The sequence below is a fragment of the Exiguobacterium sp. TNDT2 genome, from assembly GCF_003331145.1.
In the GTDB taxonomy this organism is placed as follows: Bacteria; Bacillota; Bacilli; order Exiguobacteriales; family Exiguobacteriaceae; genus Exiguobacterium.
In genome coordinates, this window is the sequence record NZ_QLVE01000001.1 from 77,561 (window position 1) to 99,106 (window position 21,546).

The following is a 21,546-nucleotide window of genomic DNA, read 5'->3' on the forward strand; positions in this document are numbered from 1 at the left end:
TTCCGTACAGGAAGGAAGCGTATAGAATGAAACAACTCATCTCGTTTGATTTTTGGCAAAAACTCGGTAAGGCCTTAATGGTCGTCATCGCCGTCATGCCAGCTGCAGGTCTCATGATCTCGATCGGTAAATTGATTGGCATGTCCGCCGGAGACGTCAGCATCTTGCTCACGACGGCTCGTATTATCGAAGACCTCGGTTGGGGAATCATCGTCAACTTACACATTTTGTTCGCAGTCGCCATCGGTGGCTCGTGGGCGAAAGACAAAGCCGGCGGTGCCTTCGCTGCACTCATCGCCTTCATTTTAATCAACCGTGTCACAGGCGCCATCTTCGGCGTCAACGGGGCGATGCTCCAAGACCCGAAAGCGACAGTCCAGTCACTCTTTGGAGCTGACCTCGTCGTCGCTGACTACTTCACATCTGTACTCGGTTCACCTGCCCTTAACATGGGCGTGTTCGTCGGCATTATCGCCGGTTTCCTTGGTGGTGCGCTCTACAACCGTTTCTATAACTTTAACAAATTGCCGAACGCCCTCTCGTTCTTCAACGGGAAGCGCTTCGTCCCATTCGTCGTCATCCTCGGTTCGGTCGTTGCCGCGATTGCCTTGTCAATCATTTGGCCGACGATTCAAGGTGCGCTCAACAGCTTCGGTGAATGGATTGCCACGTCACGCGACACGGCACCCGTTCTCGCGCCATTCATTTACGGTGCGCTCGAGCGCCTTCTCTTGCCGTTCGGCCTTCACCACATGCTCACTGTGCCGATGAACTACACGGAGCTCGGTGGCACGTACACGATTTTGACAGGGGCGACAGCCGGTTCGGTCGTTGCGGGTCAAGATCCGCTCTGGTTGGCTTGGGTAACGGACCTCGTTAACCTTCGTGCCGCTGGTGATACGGCTGCTTACAATGCATTGCTTGCTGACGTCGTACCGGCCCGTTTCAAAGTCGGCCAAGTTATCTTGTCATTCGCCGCCTTGATCGGTGCCGCTTACGCGATGTACCGCAACGTCGACGAAGACAAGAAAGCGCAATACAAACCGATGTTCTTGTCGGCTGGTCTTGCCGTCTTCTTGACAGGTGTCACAGAACCAATCGAGTTCATGTTCATGTTCGTCGCGCCAGTCCTTTACGTCGTCTACGCGCTCATGGCCGGTGCCGCCTTCGCTTTAGCCGATGTGATCGACCTACGTGTTCACGCGTTCGGTGCGATTGAATTGCTTACACGGATCCCGATGATCGTCAAAGCGGGACTCTTGCAAGACTTGATTAACTTCTTCCTCGTCTCGGCCGCTTTCTTCTTCTTGAACTTCGGTGTGTTCAACTTCTTCATCAAGAAGATGAACTTGCCGACGCCTGGCCGTAACGGGAACTACATGGAAGAAACAACAGAGAAGTCGACCGTGACCGGCAACGAGCAAGTCATGGGGATTATCGCTCTACTCGGTGGGAAAGAGAACATCGAGGACGTCGATGCCTGCATGACGCGTCTCCGTGTCACAGTCAAAGACATGTCGCTCGTCTCAGAAGAGAGCGAATGGAAAAAGAACGGCGCCATGGGTCTCATCTTGAAAGACCGCGGTGTCCAAGCAATCTACGGCCCGAAAGCCGACGTATTGAAGTCAGATATTCAAGACGTCATCGGTGCATAATCAACAGGCCAGCTCGTACGAGTTGGCCTGTTTTTTTCTAAAGGAGGACTATCGTGAATATTTTAACGCTGAACTGTCACGCCTGGTTAGAGGACCGCCAACAAGAGAAAATCGACTCGATCGTCGAACGGATCGCGAGCGAGGAATACGACATCATCGCACTCCAAGAAGTGAATCAACATAAAGAAGCCCCGCTCATCGACGGTTTGATTCGAGAGAACAACTTCGCCCATGTGCTCGTCGAGCGTTTGAAAGAGCAAGGCGTCGATTATTACATGACGTGGGACTTCGCCCATTACGGCTATGACATCTACGAGGAAGGCGTCGCAATTTTGTCGCGCACCCCGTTCATGTCGACCGAGTCGTTCTTCGTCTCCCAAACGACCGACCCGAACAATTATAAGTCTCGAAAAATCGTCAAGGCGGTCGTGGATGGCATGGATGCGCCGACGGCGATTTACTCTTGTCACCTCGGCTGGTGGCATGATGCCGACGAACCGGTCCGCCATCAGCTCGATGAACTGTTGCGCCGCGTCGAGGAAGACGACCGCGCCTTGTTGCTCGGTGACTTCAACAACGATGCGTTCATCCGCGGGGAAGGTTACGACTATTTGATCGAGCACGGTCTCCAAGACTTGTTCCACTTGGCGACCGAGCGTGAAGGCGATGCGACCGTTCAAGGTAAGATTGCCGGTTGGGACGAGAACAAGCAGGCGCTTCGCATCGACTTGATGCTGACGAACGCCCCGATTCACGTCTCACGCCACGCCGTCGTCTTTGACGGTGAGAACGGTCCGATCGTCTCGGATCATGCGGGTGTCGAGGCGACGGCGTTCTGGCGCTAATTTAGCCCTTTTCTTTCACAATGTGAGAGAAAAGGGTTTTGCTTTTGGCGAAAATTCGGTATGGTTGGAAACGACTGATGTCTAACAACCTTGAACGAAAGAAGTGATTTTATTTTGAGGACTACCCCATCGCTCAGTCGGACCGACTGGACGCTTATTTTATCACTCGCCTTGCTCACGTTCGTGCTCGGGACGAGTGAATTTGTCATCGTCGGCATTTTGCCCGATATCGCCGACGGTCTGTCGATTTCGATTGCCACGGCCGGAACGCTCGTATCGGCGTTCGCCATCACGTTCGCCATCGGCACCCCGCTGACGATGTCGTTGACGAGCCATTTGCCGAAACGAAAACTGATGCTCACGCTCACCGCTGCGTTCATCGTCTTCAATTTGTTCAGCAGTCTCGCCCCGACGTACGGAATATTGCTCGCGCTCCGGATGATGACCGCTGTCGTGACCGGCGTGCTCATCTCGCTCGCCATGCTCGTCGCCAGTGAATCGGTGCCGACCGGGAAGCGCGGCATCGCTGTCTCATTCATCTTCGGCGGTTTCACGATGGCGAACGTATTTGGCGTCCCGCTCGGTACATTCATCGGTCAACGCGCAGGGTGGGAAACGACATTCCTGTTGACGACCGCCTTAGGTGTCATCGCTTTCTTCGCCGTCTACCGCGTCGTGCCGAGTCACTTGACGAGCGTCAAGACGTCGATTGCCGATCAGTTGCGCCTATTGACGAACCCGCGGATTTTAATCGCGTTCTTCATCCCGGCGTTCGGCTTCGGCGCGACGTACGTCGTCTATACGTACCTCGTCCCGATTTTGAAAGATGTGCTCGGCGTCCCTGTCGCTTGGGTCAGCCCGATCCTATTCGCTTACGGGTTCATCTCCATCTTCAGCAACATGGCGGCCGGGAAAATCGCCAGCCATAATCCGATCGGACGGCTCCGGTTCGTCTTTCTCGTCCAAGCGCTCGTCTTGGCGGCCTTGTATGTGACGACGTCGAACATGACGCTCGGTCTCATCAATATTGCGCTCATGTCGTTCATGGCAATTCTGCTGACGACATCGACGCAAATCTATTTGATCGACTTGGCCGAGAAGTTCAATCCGGATGCCAAAGGCCTAGCCTCATCGCTCATGCCGGTCGCGAGCAACGTCGGAATCGGAATGGGCTCGGCGCTCGGTGGTCTTGTCTACGCCAACGCACCCGTCATGACGCTCGCCCTCGTCGGCGGTACCGTCGCGCTCGTGACAGCCTTGCTGACCGCGGTCAGCCATCAGCTCGATCAACGTTAAAACAGCGTGCCCCATTGATGTGGGCACGCTGTTTTTTAGAGCCAATCGATAATTTGGTCGATTATCTCGTCGAGTTGCTCTTTGGTGCTGAGCGGGCTGTCATTATCCCCGTTCTGCGGCCCGTACATCCCAAAGTTGGCATGGTTGCCGTCCTTGATTTGATGGAAGACGGCGTCATCCGGGACGTTGTCACGGCTCGCCTCGATATCAGCCGGTGTGGCCAGACCGTCGATCTCCCCAGAGACGGACAAGACACGCAGTTTGCTATCCGCCATTGTACTGATCGGATACGAGGCGAGGAAAATGACCCCCTCGACTTGCTCTTCATGCTCAAGCGCGTAACCGGACGCCGCCGAGCCACCGAGTGAATGCCCCCCGACGACCCAACGTTCGATATCCGGGTGGGCGGCGATGATATCTTCTGCTGCATCGATATCGGCTATCCCTAGATTCAAACGCACCGATGGGATGGCAACGAAGACACCTTCCTCTGCCAGTCTGGTGCCATAGTAAGCGTACGCCTCTTTCTCGACTTTCGCCCCCGGATACAGGATGACACCAACCTTGCTGTCCGTTTGCCCGAACTCGAGCCGATTGTCCACTGCCGTCGCCTCAGCCGCGTAACCGAGCGCCTCTTCCGTCGCTCCATACGTTAGTTGCGTCCATACGAGGAAGCCGATGATGGCGACCAAAATGACTCCTAATAGGCCAAGGCCAATCCACTTCAGTTTTTTCTTCATTATATACCTCCATTTGCATCCACTTCCCCGTCACGGTACACTAGTAGTAAAAAAGGGAAATATCAGGGGGACACCATGACGAAAAATTCTGTAACCACGACGATTCAGTGGTTTATTTTTATTTTAGCTACAAACATTGTACCACCGCTCTCGATTGCCGCCTTATTCGAACTGTCGCCGGCCGAGACGATGACGTTCATCTCACGCTCACTGTTCGTCTTTGCACTGTTCAGCATCATCCAGACACTGCTCGGACACCGCCTGCCCATTTTAGAAGGACCGGCGGGGATTTGGTGGGGCGTGTTCACACTTTATGCATCCATCGGTCCAGCGCTTTATGGAAGCGGACAAGAGACGCTGCAAGCGCTAGGTTTCATGTTGTTCTTAAGTGGTGTGCTCGGTGTGGTCATGACTATCACCGGCCTGTTGCGACGGATGCTGTCGCTGTTCACCCCACAAGTGCTCGGCGTCTATATGATTCTGCTCGTCCTGCAACTGTCGGGCGCGGTCATTAAAGGTGGCTTTGGCGTGACCGAGGACGGCATTAACATCGTTCAAGCCGTCGCGACGGCCGGTCTCGTCTTATTCGCGCTCACGCTCGAGCGCAGCCGGTTCAAGCAGTATGGCCTCGTCATGACGCTCATCGCCGGATTTTGGTTGTTCAACTTGCTCGGACTCGGCAACCCGATTGTCCGTTCCGAGTCATTCTTCCTCGTGCCTGAACTTTTCCCGTTCGGAACGTGGGTGTGGGACTGGAACTTGCTCCCGACTGCTTTCGTCATTACACTTCTGCTCATGACGAACGTCCTTGCTAACATCAAATTGATTGAGCGTATCGTCAGCTCGCGTGAGAAACGTCAAATCGAAGGGAACGTCCCGGCGTCCGGTGTCGTCAGTGGGATCAGTCAAATGGTGGCGGGCTTGTTCGGCACACCGGGTCCAGTCGCCATCTCCGGAACGGCTGGTTTCTTATCTTCGACCGAAAGTGTGCATCGCACGCCGCACCTCGTCGCTCATACGCTCATGATGGTGCTCGCCCTCGTCGGTCCGTTCGTCTCGCTGATCGCGAGCATCCCAGCCGCTGTCGGATACGCCATCGTCACCCCGCTCATCGCGACGATGATTATCATCGGAATCAACGAGGCGGCATTCGAATTGAACCAAAAGACGGCCTCGCTCACCGTCGGTCTCCCGCTCGTCATTGGGGCCGGGGCGATGTTGCTCCCACCTGGGGCGATGAACGATTTGCCGCCGCTCTTGGCGACCGTATTCTCGAACGGACTCGTCCTCGGAACGATCGTCGCTTTGACGACGGCCATTCTCAGCCGCATCAAAGACTAAAAAAACTGACCTCGAGAGGTCAGTTTTTTTCGGTTACGTGCATATGGAACGCAGCATCGTGCGGCAAGACGGCACCATCTTCGGACTCGAAGTGTGCGCGGTCCTTGACGTAGGCGGCAATCGAAATCGTGTCGCGGTGAAGCGCACGTTTAAACGCTTGCTCGGCCGTGACCGGGGTCCCGTCGTCATTCTTCAACTCGAGTCCCATCAGCTTATAGCCGAGCGTCTGTCCGCCGCGGCGCATCTGACAGGCCTCGAGCGCGTAAGCGACGAGTGTCGGCGTGATGACGGCATGGACGAATTCGCTCTTCACTTTCTTGCGGACGAGCTGTTCGACACCAAAACTGAGCAATCCGGCAATGACGCCATCAATCAAGACGGCTTTGGTCCGTTTCTTCGTCAATGGTTTCATCGGCTCATCCTCTGCATCATACCAGACGTCAACACTTCGATGCCCTGTCCTTCTTCCGCGGCCATAATCAAGGCACGCGCCACATGGAGCGCTTGAATCGGTGCGGCGTCTGGGAGTTTGTCGAGCAACAACGGTTGGAACGGACGGCTGACAACCTCGGCCGCTTTCTCACCGAGACGGAACTCATCCCGCTCCCCAAGCAAGAGCGACGGACGGGCGATAATCAAGTGTTCGAAACCGAACACTTTGAGTCCGTTCTCGAGCTCACCTTTCACGCGGTTGTAGAAGAACGGTGACCGAAGTGACGCGCCTTGTGCCGAGACGACGGCATAACGTGTCGCCCCGTGTTGCTTCGCGACGCGTGCCACTTCGAGCGGCAAGTCGAGATCGACATGTTTGAACGCTTGACGTGAGCCGGCGACGGCAATCGTCGTCCCGAGTGCACAGTAGACGTCATCGATGTGCGGCAACGCCTCGTCCATTCCTTCAAACCCGACGACTTCATGCAGTTTTGGATGACTCCAACGCTTTGAACGTCGGACGATAATCCAGACTTGATCATATCGTTCTTGTTCGAGCAGCTGCTCGACGAGTTCGCGCCCAATCAAACCGGTGGCGCCAACGACAAGTGCAGTTTTCCCCATGCTTGTTCCTCCTAGATCCGTAGTTCCTTTCAGTCTAGCTGACTTGCCGGTTATCGGCAACGACCTCGACCGGACGGAACCGGTCGACGAGTCGGAAGAACCCGTTCAACAACAAAGCAGTGAACGATCCAGCGACGATGGCGCTGTCCGTGAACAATTGGACCGCCTCAGGCATGTTCGCGACGATGGCCGGGTTGGCCGTGATGCCAAGCCCGACACCGATCGACAAGGCGATTGTAATCAAGTTCTCATTTTTCGCGAAATCGACTTGGCTCAAGATTCGAATCCCTGACGCGGCGACCGTTCCGAACATGACGAGCATCGCCCCACCGAGCACCGGTTTCGGGATCAATGTCGTGAACGTCGCGACTTTCGGCAAGAAACCGAGCAAAATCAACAGTCCGCTCGTCCAGAAGATGACGCGACGCGATTTGACGCCTGACAATTGGACGAGACCGACGTTTTGACTGAACGTCGTGTACGGGAAGCTGTTGAAAATCCCTCCGAGAATCGTCGCCACACCTTCGGCCCGATACCCTTTCGTCAACTCGTTGGAGCCAATCGGTTTTTTCGTGATGTCGCTCAATGCTAAGAAGACACCGGTCGATTCAATCATCGAGATGATGGCCACGAGCGTCATGACGAGGATCGCCGAGACGTCAAACGTCGGCACCCCGAAGTAGAACGGTTGCACCATTTGGAACCAACCGGCCTCACGGACCGGGCTGAAGTCGACGAGACCGAGGAACGCGGCGACACCTGTGCCGATCAAGACCGCGAACAAGACCGCGGCCGCCCGCGTGAACACGGTACCGATTCGGTTCAACACAAGAATCAAACCGATCGTCAAACCAGCGAGTGCCAAGTTTTGCATCGAAGCGAAACCAGGTTCGCCTGGCATCCCACCGCCGATGTCATTGATGGCGACCGGGATGAGCGAGAGACCGATAATCGTCACGACCGAGCCGAGCACGACCGGCGGGAAGAAGCGGGCCAGTTTCCCGACGAAACCTGAAATCAAGATGACGATGATTCCGCTCGCGATGAGTGCCCCGTAAATAGCTGTGATGCCGCTCGAGCTACCGATGGCAATCATCGGACCGACCGCCGTGAACGTACAACCGAGTACGACCGGGAGACCGACGCCGGTGAAACGGGTCGTCCATACTTGCAACAGCGTCGCGACGCCGCACATGAACAAATCAATCGCGACAAGGTAAGCGAGTTCCGTCGGACCGAGCCCGATGGCTCCGCCGACGATGAGCGGGACGATCGCCGCGCCCGTGTACATGGCGAGTAAGTGTTGGAAACCAAGGCTGGCTGTCTTAAACGTATTCATCGGACTACCTCCATGAAGGAAATCTCACCCGCTTCAAGTTTGGCAATCCGGGCGAGTGACTCGACTTGATAGCCTCGCTCGAGCAACTTGTCCCGTCCTGGTTGAAACGACTTCTCGATGACGATGCCGACACCGGCGACGACCGCACCAGCCGATTCGACGAGTTGCGTCAAACCGAGTGCCGCTTCCCCGTTGGCGAGGAAATCGTCGATGACGAGCACGTGCTCCCCAGGTTGGACGAAGCGACGGCTCAAACTGATGCGATTCGTCTCTTGTTTCGTGAACGAGTAGATGTCCGCTTCGACGAGATCGTCTTGGAGCGTAAGTGATTTACGTTTACGGGCGAAAACGAACGGGATGTCCATCTCAAGCGCCGTCATCATGGCCGGGGCGATCCCACTTGATTCCAATGTGACGATACGATCGATTCCCGCGTCACGGAACCGATCCGCGAACTCACGATCGATCGCCTGCATCAAGACAGGGTCGACTTGATGGTTCAAGAAGGCATCGACTTTCAATACGTGTTCGGACAACGCTTGCCCTTCATCTCTGATTTTGTCTTCTAACTGCTTCATTGTTTTCCTTCCAATAAAAAATGCGATTCGTCACCCCAACCCGGGGACGACGAACCGCATGGAAACAAAACGAATGCACACGACAAGCGTCACCCGTAGTCGAACCATTTACGGTGGTTCGGTAGAGACTTGTGAGCCATATTCTCACGGATATACGAGTGCGAATCTTTTTAGTTATATAAGATAAGGCTTATTGTAGACGAGATTTTAGAAATTGCAACCCGTTTCTGAAAAGACGGCTAAAAGTTCGATTTTTCTGAAACTGCTGTATACTAAAGATACTGGAAAAACGAGAGGAGCCACATCCATTATGAAGCTATTCGTTTTAGGTGCCACCGGTCGGACCGGTCATCAGTTTGTCGACCAGGCCATCGAGCATGGCCACCATGTGACCGCCTTCGTACGGGAACAGAAAAAATTGATTCCGACCCCGCAACTTGAAATCATCGAAGGCGACGTCACAGACAGCGCCGCACTGACGGACGCACTCGCCGGTCATGATGCCGTCATCAGCTGTCTCGGAACCGACTTGAGCGATTCGGACTTCTTGGCCCGCGTCACCGATGCGCTCGTCCCGGCACTGAAAGCAAACGCCATCAATCGGGTCGTCTATCTCGCGTCGGCCGGAATCGACAAAGAGATTCCAGGCATCGCCGGCACGGTCGTCACGTTCATGCTTCGGAAACCGCTCCGTGACCACCGGGCCGCGGTCGATTTATGGCGCAACTCGTCGTTCGATTACACGATTGTGCGACCGATGCAATTGACGGACGGTCCCCGGACTTCAACGTATCGCACCTCCGTCGACAGCATTCCAGACAACGGGAAACAGATTTCACGGGCTGATGTCGCCCAGTTCATGCTGAACGCCGTTGAAGACCAACTCTTTATCCGCCAATCGGTCGGACTAGCGTACTAATTTTTTTGAATCCATGCTACAATATCGGATAGTCAACTTTGAAGGGAACGAATAAGAAATATGAGTATATTAACGGTACAAAACTTGAGCCACGGTTTCGGTGACCGCGCCATTTTGAAAGACGTGTCTTTCCGTCTATTGAAAGGCGAACACATCGGTCTCATCGGAGCGAACGGTGAAGGAAAATCAACGTTCATGAACATCATCACACGCAAGCTCCAGCCGGACGAAGGGAAAATCGAATGGGCGAAAAACGTCCGTGTCGGTTACCTCGACCAGCACGCCGTCCTCGAGCGTGGAATGACGATCCGTGACGTGTTAAAGAGCGCATTCCAATACTTGATCGACACGGAGACACGAATCGGTGAGCTCTATATGGAAATGGGCGACGCGACACCTGAACAGATGGACGACATGCTCGCCGAAGTCGGCGAACTGCAGGAAATGCTCGATTCGAACGACTTCTATATCATCGACGCGAAAGTCGAAGAAGTCGCACGCGGTCTCGGTATTTTAGATGTCGGACTCGACCGTGACGTCACGGATCTTTCAGGGGGTCAGCGGACGAAAGTATTGCTCGCGAAATTGCTTCTCGAGAAGCCGGACATCCTTCTCCTCGATGAGCCGACCAACTATTTGGACGAGGCCCACATCGAGTGGTTGAAGCGTTATCTCCAAAACTACGACAACGCCTTCATCTTGATTTCGCACGATATTCCGTTCTTAAACAGCGTCATCAACTTGGTCTACCATATGGAGAACCAAGACTTGTCACGCTATGTCGGGGACTATGACAAGTTCATGGAAGTGTACGAGATGAAACGCTCGCAGCTTGAATCGGCTTATAAACGCCAGCAGGCTGAAATCGCCGACTTGAAAGACTTCGTCGCCCGCAACAAGGCACGCGTCTCGACACGGAACATGGCGATGTCGCGCCAGAAGAAACTCGACAAGATGGACGTCATCGAATTGAGTGCGGAGCGCCCGAAACCAGAGTTCCGCTTCCTTCAGGCACGCACGTCAGGACGTCTCATCTTTGACGCCAAAGGTCTTGTCATCGGTTATGACGAGCCGCTCTCACGCCCGCTCGACCTCCAAATGGAGCGCGGTCAGAAAATCGCCCTCGTCGGTGCGAACGGAATCGGGAAAACGACGCTGTTGAAGAGTCTGCTCGGCATGATTAACCCGCTTGAAGGAACCGTCGAACGCGGTGAGTTTTTAGAGATCGGGTACTTCGAACAAGAAGCGGCCGTCAGCAACAACACGTGTATCGAAGAAATTTGGAGTGAGTTCCCATCACTCAACCAGCAGCAAGTCCGCGCCATGCTCGCGAAATGCGGTCTCATGACGAAGCATATCGAGAGTAAAATCGCGGTCCTCAGTGGTGGAGAGAAAGCGAAGGTCCGTCTCTGTAAGCTCCAAAACAACGAATCGAACTTGCTCCTCCTCGATGAGCCGACGAACCACTTGGATGTCGACGCGAAGGAAGAGTTGAAACGTGCGTTGAAAGAATATAAAGGCAGTATCCTACTCATCAGTCACGAACCAGAGTTCTATCAAGACATCGTCACCGACGTCTGGAACTGTGAATCGTGGACGACAAAAGTATTCTAATCTTTGTAGAGGAAGTGGCGTATGGCTGGCCCGATTCAAGTAAACGAACGCATCGTTCTGTATGATATCATTCGAGGGTTTGCCCTATGCGGCATCTTCCTCGTCAACATCCCAAGTATGCTCGGGAGCGACTGGATTTTCGGTAATCCAATATACGAAGGAAGCGACCTCTTCGTTCGGACGCTATTCGATTTGTTCATTCAGACGAAGTTTTATACGATTTTCTCGCTCTTGTTCGGAATCGGCTTCTCGATTTTCCTTGAGCGTTCGTATGCGCGTGGGGACTCGGTCGGCCGTTATATCCGTCGCATCGCCATCTTATTTCTCTTCGGACTCGTTCACCTGGCCATTTGGTCGGGTGACATCTTACATACGTATGCGATGTGGGGCTTGTTGCTCCCACTGTTTTATGGATTGAGCAATCGAGCGATTCTAAGGTGGGCATGGGGTTTGTTGATCACGAGCTTCGTATTGTTTTACGGCTCATCAATCTATCTGGAATGGGCGCTAGGATATACATCTATTGGGGGCCCCTTCCCGTCCGCATTCAATTCCGGGTTCGGACCATGGTTCGACTACCGCTTGGAAAATGAAATAATTGATATGTTCCAAAACTCATTATTCGCCGGCTTTGAAATCTTCAGTCTCTTCTTGTTCGGCCTTTATATCGGCCGAGAACGAAAGCTCCTTACCTGGAGCATCCGAGGATTGACCCGGACCGCCATCATCTGTTCGATAGCGTCCCTCCCGTTCTTCGCAGTCATTGTCTGGCATCACTACGGTGGCGGTGCCGAGTATTCGGCGACGAACTCTGCGGCTGTCCTCGTGTCAGGAAAACTGCTCGCGACGGTGTACGTCTGTCTGTTCACAATCGCCGTCCGCAACGGACGCGCATTCCGTCCACTTCAGGCGCTCGGCCGTATGGCGTTGACGAATTATTTGACACATACACTCGTTGTCGTGATTCCAGTGATCACGCTCGGTTATTATGGCCAGCTCTCGTTAACGCAAGGGGTATTCTTAAGCATCATGATTTTGATTGCCCAGGCGTTCTTCTCGATGTGGTGGCTCAAATCGCATCGATATGGTCCGTTCGAGAAATTATGGCGCAACGGAACGTATGGACGACAAAAACAAGAAGCTTAACCACAAACAAGGCTCGAAGCAGATTGACCTGCTTCGAGCCTTTCTCGTTTCTTAGTTTGTCGCCGCTGCTGTGAGCACCGGCACGATTTGTTTTTTACGTGAGACGACGCCAGGGAGTGTCGCCAGACCATCGACCAATTTGACGTTGAACGCCTGCTCAAATAGATCAGTCTTCTTACCGACAACGAGCGCCTCTGAGTTATTCGTCAAGATGTTCGTGATGGCGAAGACGAACAAATCGAGCTCTTTGTCTAATAGCTTCGCGGCCATTGCCGCTTCGACTTCAGCTTTACGGCTCAACACGTCATTCGCGTCGACCGTGTTCACTTGAGCGATCTCAATGCGGTAGTCGCCCATCGCAAACTCTTTTGCGTCGAGCGAGATGAGTTCTGGGATCGTTTTTTGGCTGAGGTCCGCTCCAGCCTTCAACATCTCAAGACCGTATGTCTCGATGTCAGTGCCAGAAATGGCTGCGAGTTCTTTTGCCGCTTTGATGTCCTCGTCCGTGCATGTCGGAGACTTGAACAACAGTGAGTCTGAGATGATTGCCGATAGCATCAACCCTGCCATGTCAGGCGCAATGTCAACACCATGCTCTTTATAAAGTTTGAGCAAGATTGTCGCCGTGCAACCGACCGGCTCCGCCCGATAGTAGAGCGGATCTGCTGTTTGGAAATTACTGATGCGGTGATGGTCGACGACTTCAAGGATACGCACGTCGGCGATATCTTCCGCACTTTGTTGAAACTCGTTATGGTCGACCAAGATGACCGAGTTCACTTCGTCTGACACGCGTTCCACGAGACGTGGTGCCTTGACGCGGAAGTGGTCGAGCGCATATTGCGTCTCCCCGTTCACTTCACCGAGGCGAATCGCCTCAGCGTCCATCCCTAACTTTTTTTTGAGCTCCGCGTAAGCGAGCGCTGAGCAAATCGTATCTGTGTCTGGATTTTTATGTCCGAAGACTAGTACTGTACTCATGGTGCATTCTCCTCACTATGATAGTTTTCCCTTATCCATTATACCGTCTATCCTCATTCTTTCAATTCCCAAACAAAAAGAGCCACTAGGGCCCCTTATGCTTGTTCGTCTTCGTCCGTCTTTTCGAGATCCGAATGATTCCCTTTTGAATCTTCTTCGTGCGAAATATCCGGTTGGTCTCGTTTTAACTTCTCTTGTTCTTCTTGTTCACGCTTTTTATCTTGTTCTGACATCTGTCTCATCCTTTCGGTTTTTGTCATGTCGTAGACTGTTCCCCGAGCTAGATGGCTCTAAACGGATGTATTCTTTCTGTTAACAAACTGTGATATCACGCTTGAACGAAAACGACCTCGTCGCCTCGGATTTCGACGTTGACGTCTTGCCCTTGGAACAACCACTCATCCTGTTCAGCCACGACGAAGCGAATTCCGTCCGCTTCCGTTTCGACGGCCGCGTTGTCGATGTCTTCTGTGATGACTCCTACTGAGAAGCCGTGCGTCAAATCGGTCGAACCCCCATATTTGGCGAAGAGGCGCACCGTCTGGCCTGCCTCTACTTCCATCTCATCTTTAAAAAATTGGAGTGCTTCTTCTGTCACGTTAATCTTCATCTGTCATCCTCCTCTCGACTTCTGTCTTCATTCTAATCGTTTCAGAAAAACCGAGCGAGGAAGTTGCCTAGAGGGTCGTCCCCGGCAAATATGTGACCGTTAAACTGTTGGTGACCGAAGCCGCGCCGTTCATCTCCTCGAACGTCACATCGAACAACGTCCGTCCGATGTCTTCATTTGGCGAGTGCATCGTCGACAGGCCGAACGCCTGACCGATCGGATGACCGTCAAAGCCAAGGATGGCGACTTCATCCGGGATGCTGACACCACGACGACGCAGCTCTCCTAAAAAACCGAGCGCCACATAATCCGACGAGAAAAAGAGCGCTCGAGGACGCTCTTGTTGACGCAGAAACGCATCGGCCAGTCCGATCCCGTCCTCGCTCGTCAAGTAACCGGTCCAAACCCATCGCTCACGCGCAAGTTCAACTTCATCGAAGTACGCCTGCTGACGCGCGATCGAGCTTGGACTGTCTTGTCGTGACAACACGATGCCGATTTCGGTATATCCGGCTTGCATCAAGACGCGCAAACCGGCGACGAACGCAGTGTAATGGTCGACGTGGACCGAAGAAATCGTCTGCGGCGCCCCGACGGTCGCGACCGAGATTGGACCAAATTGTCGATACGTCTCCATCTCATTGAATGACATCGTATGGGATAACACAATCGCCCCATCGACTTCACGGTGCTTCAATAAATCAAGCGCTTGCCGTTCTTGGTCGAGTTGATACTCTGTCTGCCACATGACGAGTCGATAATCTCTTTGGAGGGCAGCTTTCGCGAGCCCGTTGACGAACAATCCATAATACGGATGATCCAAATACGGCAACACGACGACGAAACGCTGCGTGCGACCGGTCGATAACGTCAGCGCCTGCTGATTCCGTAAATAGCCAAGTTCGGCCATCGCCCGTTGCACCCGCTCACGCTTCTCTTTCGACACGTACGGATGCTCATTGAGCACGCGCGATACCGTCGTCACGGATACGTCCGCATATTTTGCGATATCTCGGATGTTCGCCATTCCGCTTCACCTCAATCTGTCAGTCTTTGCATATAGTGTACCCAGTCTGCCTCCTGACTGTCACCTTTCGCAATCACTTGCTTTCGGATCGCTTGGACGAGACGAAACCGTTCTTCGACGGGTAAATGAAGAAACTCGTCTTGGAAACGGGCGCACAACATTCTTCCGAGCGGCGTATACAACTGATTGATGACAAGTTCGTAGACGATTCCACTACACCAGGTTTTCCACGTTGTCGGATTCATGGGCTTTCCCTCCTTTGACTTAACCGTACAGTCTGAAACGCGTTTCAGAGCAAGTATTATTTTTATTTTGTCTATTTTCGAACATTCAGCGCTTACATGAGAATATTTTAGGTATTTTCACTCAAAATCATTGACGACAGCCGGCTCATTTTGTATAGTCATCAAGTTGATAACGTTAATTCGACGATTGACGAACATTATTGTTCGGAAATTAATAATAATAGGGAGTTTTATTCATGAACTTTTTTCAGTTGAACCAACATGGGACGAACGTTAAACAAGAAGTGATGGCGGGTATCACAACGTTCGTGACGATGGCTTACATCTCTGTCGTCAACCCAGCGATTCTGTCAGATGCCGGCATCCCGTTCGCCCAAGCGTTCACGGCGACGATTATCGCGATCTTGATTGGTACCGGATTGATGGCTTTCTACGCCAACCTTCCGATTGCCGTCGCACCAGGGATGGGACTGAACGCGTTCTTCGCGTATACGCTCGTCGCCCAGCAACAGATCACGCCGTCGGCCGCACTTGGTGTCGTCTTCGTCTCGTCGGTCTTCTTCTTGATTTTGTCGCTGTCACCGATTCGGACGAAACTGATTCAAGCCATCCCGGCCTCGCTCAAGCACGCCATCACGACCGGGATCGGTTTGTTCATCGCCTCGCTCGGATTGAAGTTGTCAGGACTCATCGTCGCCGATGAGGCGAACCTCGTTCGCCTCGGTGACTTGTCGTCGCCAAGCGTCCTGCTCGTCCTCGGCGGCTTGATCGTATCGGCCCTCTTATTCTCTCGGAACGTTCCGGGCTCACTCCTCATCGGGATGGTGCTCACAGGCATCGCGGCCACCTTCATGGGTCTCTTGAAGATTGAAGGCGTGACGGCGATGCCGACATTGCCGGAAGGGCTCATGGTCAATCCGCTCACGGCGTTCTCAGACGTCATCCAATACGGTTTGTTCGGTGCCGTCTTGTCATTCTTCCTCGTCACGTTGTTCGATACGACGGGAACCCTCGTCGGTGTCGGGAAACAAGCCGGTTTATTGAAAGAAGACGGGACGATCGAGAACGGTCACCGCGCCTTGTTTGCCGATTCACTCGCGACAATGGGCGGCTCGCTCGTCGGGACGAGCCCGTCGACGGCTTACATCGAATCAGCTGCCGGCGTTGCCCAAGGCGGACGGACCGGTCTGACGACAGCGGTCGTTGCTGGTTTGTTCGGACTGACGTTGTTCTTCAGCCCGCTCATTGGTGCCATCTCTGGCGTTGCCGCCATCACAGCGCCGGCCCTCATCATCGTCGGAGCACTCATGTTGACGAACGTCCGCTATATCGACTGGACGGACTTCAGCGAGTACTTCCCGGCGTTCATGACGATTCTCATCATGCCGCTATCAGGCAGTATCGAACGCGGGATCGCCTTTGGGTTCATCCTTTACCCAATCTTCAAAGCGATGAATAAAGAGACGGTCCACCCGCTCATCTACTTGTTCGGTGCACTATTCATATTGGAAATGTTCTTCTTATAAGTTAGATTCGAGCTCTCGTCGACTGACGAGGGTTTTTCTGTTATTGAGCACGGGAACACTGTCTTATATCAGCTTGTACATGAATATCAATTCATTATCATTTAGTTCTCAATTAGACAGCATTTTACATTTTTTTGAGAAAATCATTCCATTTTTCTGTCTTCCCTTTGTTTGTTATGGAATAATAATCGTGAAACCGTTTTCGATTTTGATTATGAACAAGAAAGAAGGAATGAACATGCCTAACGTGGCGCTGTTCGTCACTTGTCTCTCCGATACATTGTTCCCATCGGTAGGACAAGCGACGGTCGAACTATTAGAACATCTCGGTTGTGACGTCAGTTTCCCATTTGAACAGACGTGTTGCGGTCAGCCCGCCTATAATAGCGGCTACCATGAAGAGACGAAAAAGGTTGCGAAGCATATGATTGAGACGTTCGAGAAGGCGGATGCTGAGTATATCGTCGGTCCGTCTGGGTCTTGTGTCATGATGATGCGCGACTATCCGCACTTGTTCAAGGACGATCCTATCTGGAAAGAACGAGCCGAGGCACATGCGGCGAAGACGTTCGAGTTGACGCAGTTCATCGTCGACGTGCTCGAAGTGACGGACGTCGGGGCCAAGTTCCCGGCCAAGGCGACGTATCACGCCTCATGCCATATGACGCGACTGCTTGGCATCGAGGCGGCACCGGGCCAGCTACTTAAAAACGTCGACGGCTTGACGATGCTCCCGCTCGAGAACGTTCATAACTGTTGCGGCTTCGGGGGGACGTTCTCCGTCAAGATGCCCGACGTCTCCGTGCAGATGGTCGACGAGAAAGTCGAATCGATTTTGAACTCGGGGGCCGAGGTACTCATCGGGGCCGACGCCTCGTGTCTGATGAACATCGGGGGGCGTTTGCATAAACAAGGTCATCCGATCAAAGTGATGCATATCGCGGAAGTGTTGAACGAAGGGGTGAAACAAGCATGAGTATGGGGATTCGGTTAGATGAGAAGTTTCAGGAACGGCGCAAGGACGGAATCGACAATCCGTTCATGCGTCAAGCCGTCAGCTCGGCGCAAAACCGTCTGCGTGACGGTCGTTTAAACGCGGCAGGGGAACTCGGGGATTGGGAAGCGTTCCGAGACCATTCGGAAGAGATTCGCCAGCACGTGCTCGAACATCTCGACTATTACTTATATCAATTGAGCGAAAACATCTCGAAACGGGGCGGCAACGTCTTCTTCGCCGAGACGCCGGAAGAAGCGAACCGCTACATCCGGGAAGTCGTGCGCGCTAAAAACGCCAAACATGTCGTCAAATCGAAGTCGATGGTGACAGAAGAGATCGGCTTGAACGAGGCACTCCATGAGGAAGGATGCACGGTCGTCGAGTCCGACCTCGGGGAATGGATCCTTCAACTCGATAATGATCCGCCGTCGCATATCGTCGCCCCAGCCCTTCACAAAGATCGGAACGCCGTCCACGAGACGTTCACGGCCCACGGCTACGAAGGGACGAACGACCCGACCGAGCTCGGGCGCTATGCACGCCGTGAGTTACGAAAAGACTTCTTGAAAGCGGAGGTCGGCATCACCGGCTGTAACTTCGCCATCGCCGAGAGCGGTGCCGTCGGGCTCGTCACAAACGAAGGGAACGGCCGCATGGTGACGTCGCTTCCGGACACGGTCATTTCCGTCATGGGGATGGAACGGATCGTCCCGTCGTACGAGGAGTTCGAAGTACTCGTCAACATGTTGTGCCGGAGCGCCGTCGGTCAACGACTCACCTCGTACATCACGACGTTCGCCGGCACGCGCGATTACGGTGAAGTCGATGGACCAGAAGAGTTCCATCTCGTCATCGTCGATAACAAACGTTCCGGCATCCTCGGCACACAGTTCCAGTCGGTGCTCCAATGCATCCGCTGTGCGGCCTGTATCAACGTCTGTCCCGTGTATCGCCACATCGGTGGTCATGCTTACGGCTCGATTTATCCGGGTCCAATCGGTGCCGTGCTCGCCCCGCTCCTTGACGGCTACGAAAATTATAAAGAGTTGCCGTACGCCTCGAGTCTATGCGGCGCCTGTACGGAAGCCTGCCCGGTCAAAATTCCGCTCCACGAGCTATTGATCGAACATCGCCGGGTCATCGTCGAAGAGAGAAAGCAGTCACCGTTCGTCGAGCGCATCGCCATGAAAGGCTTCGCGGTCACGTCGTCGAGCCCGTTCTTGTTCGAAGCGGCCGAACAGATCGCGCCGTTCGCATCGTCTCCATTCACGAAAGCGGGACAAATCGAGAAAGGCTTGCCGGCCTGGACCGATTCGAAAGACTTGCCACAACCAGCCAAGCAGACGGTACGGGATTGGTTCAAGAAACGGGGGAATGCAAAATGAATCCAGGAACAATCACCAATCGCGAAGACTTTCTAAAACGGATTGCAGGACAGCTCGGACGTGACGTCAACTTGACGCCACCGAAACGTGTGTATAAGCACCGGCCGCAAGACGAGGTGTTGAAAGACGCATCCGACGAGGAACTGCTCGAAACGTTCCGCATGGTCGCGACACGCATCCATACCGACGTCGTCGAATGCGAGTCGGCGAACCTCGACGATACGCTCCGTCTCTTGATTGAACGGTATGACGGGAACGCCATCATCGCCGAACGTGATGACCGCATTAAAACATGGGCGCCCCAGACGAGCGAATCGTTCGACTGGTGGGATGCGGAGCGGCCAAAAGACAGCCGTACCCTCGCCGTGAAGGCCGATATCGGTATCACGATTGCCGACCAGGCCCTCGCCGAGAGTGCGACGATCGTCCAGTACGCAGCTCCAGGGAAGTCACGCACGATCAGCCTATTGCCGCGCGACCATATCGCCATCATCCCGAAATCAGTGCTCGTGCCGCGGATGACACAGGCAGCCAAAAAATTAGCCGAACTTGACCGCACCGGTGACCTCGCCTCGCCGAACGGCGTCAACTTCATCTCGGGCCCATCGAACTCGGCCGATATCGAGATGAATTTAATCGTCGGGGTGCACGGACCGGTCCGTGTCGCCTACTTGCTCGTCCATGACTTATAAAGAAAAAAGACTCGCCGCGTGATGAAATCCATTCACGTAGCGAGTCTTTTTGTGTTCAGTTTATTCGACCGTGATGCTCCCGTTCGAGCTCGTCAGTTTAAGTTCGACCGTCCCGTCTCCGAACGTCCGCTCGTTCGCCCGATCTCCGAACAGCTCGACTTTTCCATTTCTCGTCTTCGCGCGGATGACGGCATCACGTGGACTTTGCTTCAGACGCATATCGATGCGGCCATTGTTCGTCTTCAGACGGATTGGATGCTCGATCACATCAATCACACAGTCGATCCGGCCGTTCGAGGTTTTTCCTTCAATCGCTCCTGTCACGTCGTTAATATCGAGGCGACCGTTCGACGATTGGATTTCGAGGCGGTCCACGTTCGAGTCGATCACTTCTACGCGTCCGTTCGACGATTGCGCGTCAAGGATCTGTCCTGTCATCGACGTTAAACTGACTTTTCCATTCGAGGAGCGGAATGAGGCTCGCTCGGCGTTGATCGTATGGGCCGTGATGCTCCCATTCTCACTCTCGACGTCGACCGACGTGGCGTCAACATTGCTCATATCGCACGAGCCGAGACGGTTTTTGATCATGACCTTCTCATACGCATGGCGCGGTAGCTCGACGTGTAACACCGGTGCTTTCGTGGCGATCCAGGCGAATAGGTTCGACAGACCGAAACGACGTTCTGACTCAATTCGGATTTCGAGCGTGTCCCCAACGATATCCATCGTCACCCCGTGGTCCCGTTCTGTCTCAAGCGTCGCGTAGGCAAAGCCGTCATCAGATGGGACGACTTTGACGTGTGCTTGCAGGACGTTGATCGAGACATTGCGGAACGCAACGTTCGGGCTTTTCACAATGGCCGGTTCCTTACGCTCTGCAGTGAGTGGCTCGACGGAACCGAGTAACTCATTCGCAAGCGCATCCGGCGTTCCGAGTTCCTCAACCATCGCCGCTTCACTTTTCCCGTCAATCCGGCCACTCGCAAAGTACTCTGACACGTCCCGTAAAATATCGACCCGATCGATGACGCTCATTCCCATCAATAACCGTTCGAGTTCCAATAAATACTGCTCTTCTGTCATTTGCCCGTTCCCCCTTCAATCAATTCGTTGACACCGGTCGTGAACGCTTCCCATTCCGCGCGTAGTTCCGCCAAATGAGCTTTCCCCTGCTCTGTGATCGTGTAATACTTTCGCGGTGGGCCTTCTGCCGACTCCTTTAAGTACGTCGTGAAGTACCCGTCTGACGTGAGCCGTCTTAGGAGCGGATAGACGGCACCTTCCGAGATGGCGACTTGTGCCGAAATGGCTTGCACGAGTTCATAGCCGTAACGGTCATGCGTCTCGACAAGCGCGAGCACGCACAAGTTGAGCACGCCTTTCTTGAACTGAGGGTTCATTTCCTCGCCTCCTCTACTATATATTAAACAATAGCTTATCGTTTACTATTATTCAATAGACAATAGTTGAATTTCCGCTTATTTCTTGATTGGTGGAAACAACTGGTTCAAATCTGTACAATGAAGGGACGACACTCGTAGGATATTTGTC

23 protein-coding genes and 1 riboswitch are annotated in these 21,546 nt (G+C 53.6%); of the genes, 11 read left to right on the top strand and 12 right to left on the bottom strand.

Annotation, left to right across the window (positions count from 1 at the left end):
- Window positions 1-26: 26 nt before the first annotated feature.
- The 3 genes from DPV68_RS00440 to DPV68_RS00450 all read left to right on the top strand — a co-directional run bounded on the left by DPV68_RS00440 (window position 27) and on the right by DPV68_RS00450 (window position 3,796).
- Complete coding sequence (locus tag DPV68_RS00440) at window positions 27-1,655, top strand: PTS transporter subunit IIBC (RefSeq protein ID WP_114164886.1); 1,629 nt, start codon at window positions 27-29, stop codon at window positions 1,653-1,655.
- 53 nt (window positions 1,656-1,708) lie between these two features.
- Window positions 1,709-2,500 (top strand): endonuclease/exonuclease/phosphatase family protein, encoded by a 792-nt coding sequence (locus tag DPV68_RS00445; RefSeq protein ID WP_114164887.1) that lies wholly within the window; start codon window positions 1,709-1,711, stop codon window positions 2,498-2,500.
- Window positions 2,501-2,614: 114 nt separating this feature from the next.
- Window positions 2,615-3,796: an MFS transporter gene (locus tag DPV68_RS00450; RefSeq protein WP_232819437.1), complete on the top strand. Its 1,182-nt coding sequence runs from the start codon at window positions 2,615-2,617 to the stop codon at window positions 3,794-3,796.
- Between the two features lie 35 nt (window positions 3,797-3,831).
- Here DPV68_RS00450 and DPV68_RS00455 read toward each other — a convergent pair whose 3' ends face one another.
- Entirely contained in the window at window positions 3,832-4,536 is a 705-nt protein-coding gene (locus DPV68_RS00455) for an alpha/beta family hydrolase (RefSeq protein WP_114164889.1), read from the bottom strand.
- 75 nt (window positions 4,537-4,611) lie between these two features.
- Between DPV68_RS00455 and DPV68_RS00460 the strand changes: the two genes are divergently transcribed.
- Window positions 4,612-5,877, top strand: a complete 1,266-nt coding sequence (locus DPV68_RS00460) for a purine/pyrimidine permease (protein ID WP_114164890.1) — start codon at window positions 4,612-4,614, stop codon at window positions 5,875-5,877.
- A gap of 19 nt (window positions 5,878-5,896) precedes the next feature.
- Here DPV68_RS00460 and DPV68_RS00465 read toward each other — a convergent pair whose 3' ends face one another.
- Genes DPV68_RS00465 through DPV68_RS00480 form a run of 4 tightly spaced genes read right to left on the bottom strand, consistent with a single transcriptional unit; the run spans window position 5,897 to window position 8,850 of the window.
- On the bottom strand, window positions 5,897-6,289 hold the full coding sequence (locus DPV68_RS00465; protein WP_114164891.1) for an RDD family protein: 393 nt from the start codon (window positions 6,287-6,289) through the stop codon (window positions 5,897-5,899).
- A complete protein-coding gene (locus DPV68_RS00470; RefSeq protein WP_114164892.1) occupies window positions 6,286-6,933 on the bottom strand; it encodes an NAD(P)H-binding protein in 648 nt (215 codons plus the stop codon). The genes DPV68_RS00465 and DPV68_RS00470 overlap by 4 nt, the downstream gene beginning before the upstream one ends.
- A gap of 34 nt (window positions 6,934-6,967) precedes the next feature.
- Window positions 6,968-8,272, bottom strand: coding sequence for a nucleobase:cation symporter-2 family protein (locus DPV68_RS00475; protein ID WP_114164893.1), 1,305 nt, complete (start codon window positions 8,270-8,272; stop codon window positions 6,968-6,970).
- The gene (locus DPV68_RS00480) at window positions 8,269-8,850 is read right to left on the bottom strand and encodes a xanthine phosphoribosyltransferase (protein WP_114164894.1); all 582 of its coding nucleotides are present in this window, start codon (window positions 8,848-8,850) and stop codon (window positions 8,269-8,271) included. Before DPV68_RS00480 ends, DPV68_RS00475 begins: the two co-directional genes overlap by 4 nt.
- Window positions 8,851-8,926: 76 nt before the next feature.
- Window positions 8,927-9,028, bottom strand: a riboswitch (purine riboswitch).
- A gap of 132 nt (window positions 9,029-9,160) precedes the next feature.
- Between DPV68_RS00480 and DPV68_RS00485 the strand changes: the two genes are divergently transcribed.
- The 3 genes from DPV68_RS00485 to DPV68_RS00495 are packed head-to-tail and all read left to right on the top strand — an operon-like array spanning window position 9,161 to window position 12,529.
- Window positions 9,161-9,769, top strand: coding sequence for an NAD(P)-dependent oxidoreductase (locus tag DPV68_RS00485; protein ID WP_114164895.1), 609 nt, complete (start codon window positions 9,161-9,163; stop codon window positions 9,767-9,769).
- A gap of 60 nt (window positions 9,770-9,829) precedes the next feature.
- A complete protein-coding gene (locus DPV68_RS00490; RefSeq protein ID WP_114164896.1) occupies window positions 9,830-11,383 on the top strand; it encodes an ABC-F family ATP-binding cassette domain-containing protein in 1,554 nt (517 codons plus the stop codon).
- A gap of 21 nt (window positions 11,384-11,404) precedes the next feature.
- Window positions 11,405-12,529 (top strand): DUF418 domain-containing protein, encoded by a 1,125-nt coding sequence (locus DPV68_RS00495; protein WP_114164897.1) that lies wholly within the window; start codon window positions 11,405-11,407, stop codon window positions 12,527-12,529.
- A gap of 51 nt (window positions 12,530-12,580) precedes the next feature.
- Here DPV68_RS00495 and DPV68_RS00500 read toward each other — a convergent pair whose 3' ends face one another.
- From DPV68_RS00500 to DPV68_RS00515, 5 genes are all read right to left on the bottom strand, one after another.
- Window positions 12,581-13,510 carry a manganese-dependent inorganic pyrophosphatase gene (locus DPV68_RS00500; RefSeq protein WP_114164898.1) on the bottom strand — a complete coding sequence of 310 codons (930 nt, stop codon included), beginning with the start codon at window positions 13,508-13,510 and terminating at the stop codon, window positions 12,581-12,583.
- 95 nt (window positions 13,511-13,605) lie between these two features.
- Window positions 13,606-13,743: a hypothetical protein gene (locus DPV68_RS14915; protein ID WP_198662211.1), complete on the bottom strand. Its 138-nt coding sequence runs from the start codon at window positions 13,741-13,743 to the stop codon at window positions 13,606-13,608.
- 95 nt (window positions 13,744-13,838) lie between these two features.
- Window positions 13,839-14,120, bottom strand: a complete 282-nt coding sequence (locus tag DPV68_RS00505; RefSeq protein WP_021068075.1) for a HesB/YadR/YfhF family protein — start codon at window positions 14,118-14,120, stop codon at window positions 13,839-13,841.
- Between the two features lie 67 nt (window positions 14,121-14,187).
- Window positions 14,188-15,147: a LacI family DNA-binding transcriptional regulator gene (locus DPV68_RS00510; RefSeq protein WP_114164899.1), complete on the bottom strand. Its 960-nt coding sequence runs from the start codon at window positions 15,145-15,147 to the stop codon at window positions 14,188-14,190.
- Between the two features lie 11 nt (window positions 15,148-15,158).
- On the bottom strand, window positions 15,159-15,392 hold the full coding sequence (locus DPV68_RS00515; RefSeq protein WP_114164900.1) for a hypothetical protein: 234 nt from the start codon (window positions 15,390-15,392) through the stop codon (window positions 15,159-15,161).
- 236 nt (window positions 15,393-15,628) lie between these two features.
- On the opposite strand from DPV68_RS00515, the gene DPV68_RS00520 reads away from it, so the two are divergent.
- The 4 genes from DPV68_RS00520 (at window position 15,629) to DPV68_RS00535 (ending at window position 19,992) form a co-directional block, all read left to right on the top strand.
- On the top strand, window positions 15,629-16,918 hold the full coding sequence (locus DPV68_RS00520; RefSeq protein ID WP_114164901.1) for an NCS2 family permease: 1,290 nt from the start codon (window positions 15,629-15,631) through the stop codon (window positions 16,916-16,918).
- 238 nt (window positions 16,919-17,156) lie between these two features.
- Window positions 17,157-17,894, top strand: coding sequence for a (Fe-S)-binding protein (locus DPV68_RS00525; protein ID WP_114165104.1), 738 nt, complete (start codon window positions 17,157-17,159; stop codon window positions 17,892-17,894).
- A gap of 2 nt (window positions 17,895-17,896) precedes the next feature.
- Window positions 17,897-19,300 carry a LutB/LldF family L-lactate oxidation iron-sulfur protein gene (locus DPV68_RS00530; protein ID WP_370447056.1) on the top strand — a complete coding sequence of 468 codons (1,404 nt, stop codon included), beginning with the start codon at window positions 17,897-17,899 and terminating at the stop codon, window positions 19,298-19,300.
- Window positions 19,297-19,992, top strand: a complete 696-nt coding sequence (locus DPV68_RS00535) for a LutC/YkgG family protein (protein ID WP_114164903.1) — start codon at window positions 19,297-19,299, stop codon at window positions 19,990-19,992. The genes DPV68_RS00530 and DPV68_RS00535 overlap by 4 nt, the downstream gene beginning before the upstream one ends.
- A gap of 60 nt (window positions 19,993-20,052) precedes the next feature.
- Here the strand turns inward: DPV68_RS00535 and DPV68_RS00540 are convergent, their stop codons facing one another.
- Together DPV68_RS00540 and DPV68_RS00545 are read right to left on the bottom strand one after the other, a co-directional pair.
- Window positions 20,053-21,078: a DUF4097 family beta strand repeat-containing protein gene (locus tag DPV68_RS00540; protein ID WP_114164904.1), complete on the bottom strand. Its 1,026-nt coding sequence runs from the start codon at window positions 21,076-21,078 to the stop codon at window positions 20,053-20,055.
- Window positions 21,075-21,395, bottom strand: a complete 321-nt coding sequence (locus DPV68_RS00545; RefSeq protein ID WP_114164905.1) for a PadR family transcriptional regulator — start codon at window positions 21,393-21,395, stop codon at window positions 21,075-21,077. Before DPV68_RS00545 ends, DPV68_RS00540 begins: the two co-directional genes overlap by 4 nt.
- Window positions 21,396-21,546 lie beyond the last annotated feature (151 nt).

Excerpts from the sequence above, each read along its gene's own strand:
- DPV68_RS00510 (WP_114164899.1), bottom strand. The coding sequence starts at position 15,147 with ATGGCGAACATCCGAGATATCGCAAAATATGCGGACGTATCCGTGACG.
- DPV68_RS00495 (WP_114164897.1), top strand. The coding sequence starts at position 11,405 with ATGGCTGGCCCGATTCAAGTAAACGAACGCATCGTTCTGTATGATATC.
- DPV68_RS00460 (WP_114164890.1), top strand. The coding sequence starts at position 4,612 with ATGACGAAAAATTCTGTAACCACGACGATTCAGTGGTTTATTTTTATT.
- DPV68_RS00455 (WP_114164889.1), bottom strand. The coding sequence starts at position 4,536 with ATGAAGAAAAAACTGAAGTGGATTGGCCTTGGCCTATTAGGAGTCATT.
- DPV68_RS00505 (WP_021068075.1), bottom strand. The coding sequence starts at position 14,120 with ATGAAGATTAACGTGACAGAAGAAGCACTCCAATTTTTTAAAGATGAG.
- DPV68_RS00475 (WP_114164893.1), bottom strand. The coding sequence starts at position 8,272 with ATGAATACGTTTAAGACAGCCAGCCTTGGTTTCCAACACTTACTCGCC.
- DPV68_RS00440 (WP_114164886.1), top strand. The coding sequence starts at position 27 with ATGAAACAACTCATCTCGTTTGATTTTTGGCAAAAACTCGGTAAGGCC.
- DPV68_RS00500 (WP_114164898.1), bottom strand. The coding sequence starts at position 13,510 with ATGAGTACAGTACTAGTCTTCGGACATAAAAATCCAGACACAGATACG.
- DPV68_RS14915 (WP_198662211.1), bottom strand. The coding sequence starts at position 13,743 with ATGTCAGAACAAGATAAAAAGCGTGAACAAGAAGAACAAGAGAAGTTA.
- DPV68_RS00470 (WP_114164892.1), bottom strand. The coding sequence starts at position 6,933 with ATGGGGAAAACTGCACTTGTCGTTGGCGCCACCGGTTTGATTGGGCGC.
- DPV68_RS00515 (WP_114164900.1), bottom strand. The coding sequence starts at position 15,392 with ATGAATCCGACAACGTGGAAAACCTGGTGTAGTGGAATCGTCTACGAA.
- DPV68_RS00540 (WP_114164904.1), bottom strand. The coding sequence starts at position 21,078 with ATGACAGAAGAGCAGTATTTATTGGAACTCGAACGGTTATTGATGGGA.
- DPV68_RS00520 (WP_114164901.1), top strand. The coding sequence starts at position 15,629 with ATGAACTTTTTTCAGTTGAACCAACATGGGACGAACGTTAAACAAGAA.
- DPV68_RS00530 (WP_370447056.1), top strand. The coding sequence starts at position 17,897 with ATGGGGATTCGGTTAGATGAGAAGTTTCAGGAACGGCGCAAGGACGGA.
- DPV68_RS00485 (WP_114164895.1), top strand. The coding sequence starts at position 9,161 with ATGAAGCTATTCGTTTTAGGTGCCACCGGTCGGACCGGTCATCAGTTT.
- DPV68_RS00465 (WP_114164891.1), bottom strand. The coding sequence starts at position 6,289 with ATGAAACCATTGACGAAGAAACGGACCAAAGCCGTCTTGATTGATGGC.
- DPV68_RS00525 (WP_114165104.1), top strand. The coding sequence starts at position 17,157 with ATGCCTAACGTGGCGCTGTTCGTCACTTGTCTCTCCGATACATTGTTC.
- DPV68_RS00480 (WP_114164894.1), bottom strand. The coding sequence starts at position 8,850 with ATGAAGCAGTTAGAAGACAAAATCAGAGATGAAGGGCAAGCGTTGTCC.
- DPV68_RS00535 (WP_114164903.1), top strand. The coding sequence starts at position 19,297 with ATGAATCCAGGAACAATCACCAATCGCGAAGACTTTCTAAAACGGATT.
- DPV68_RS00490 (WP_114164896.1), top strand. The coding sequence starts at position 9,830 with ATGAGTATATTAACGGTACAAAACTTGAGCCACGGTTTCGGTGACCGC.
- DPV68_RS00545 (WP_114164905.1), bottom strand. The coding sequence starts at position 21,395 with ATGAACCCTCAGTTCAAGAAAGGCGTGCTCAACTTGTGCGTGCTCGCG.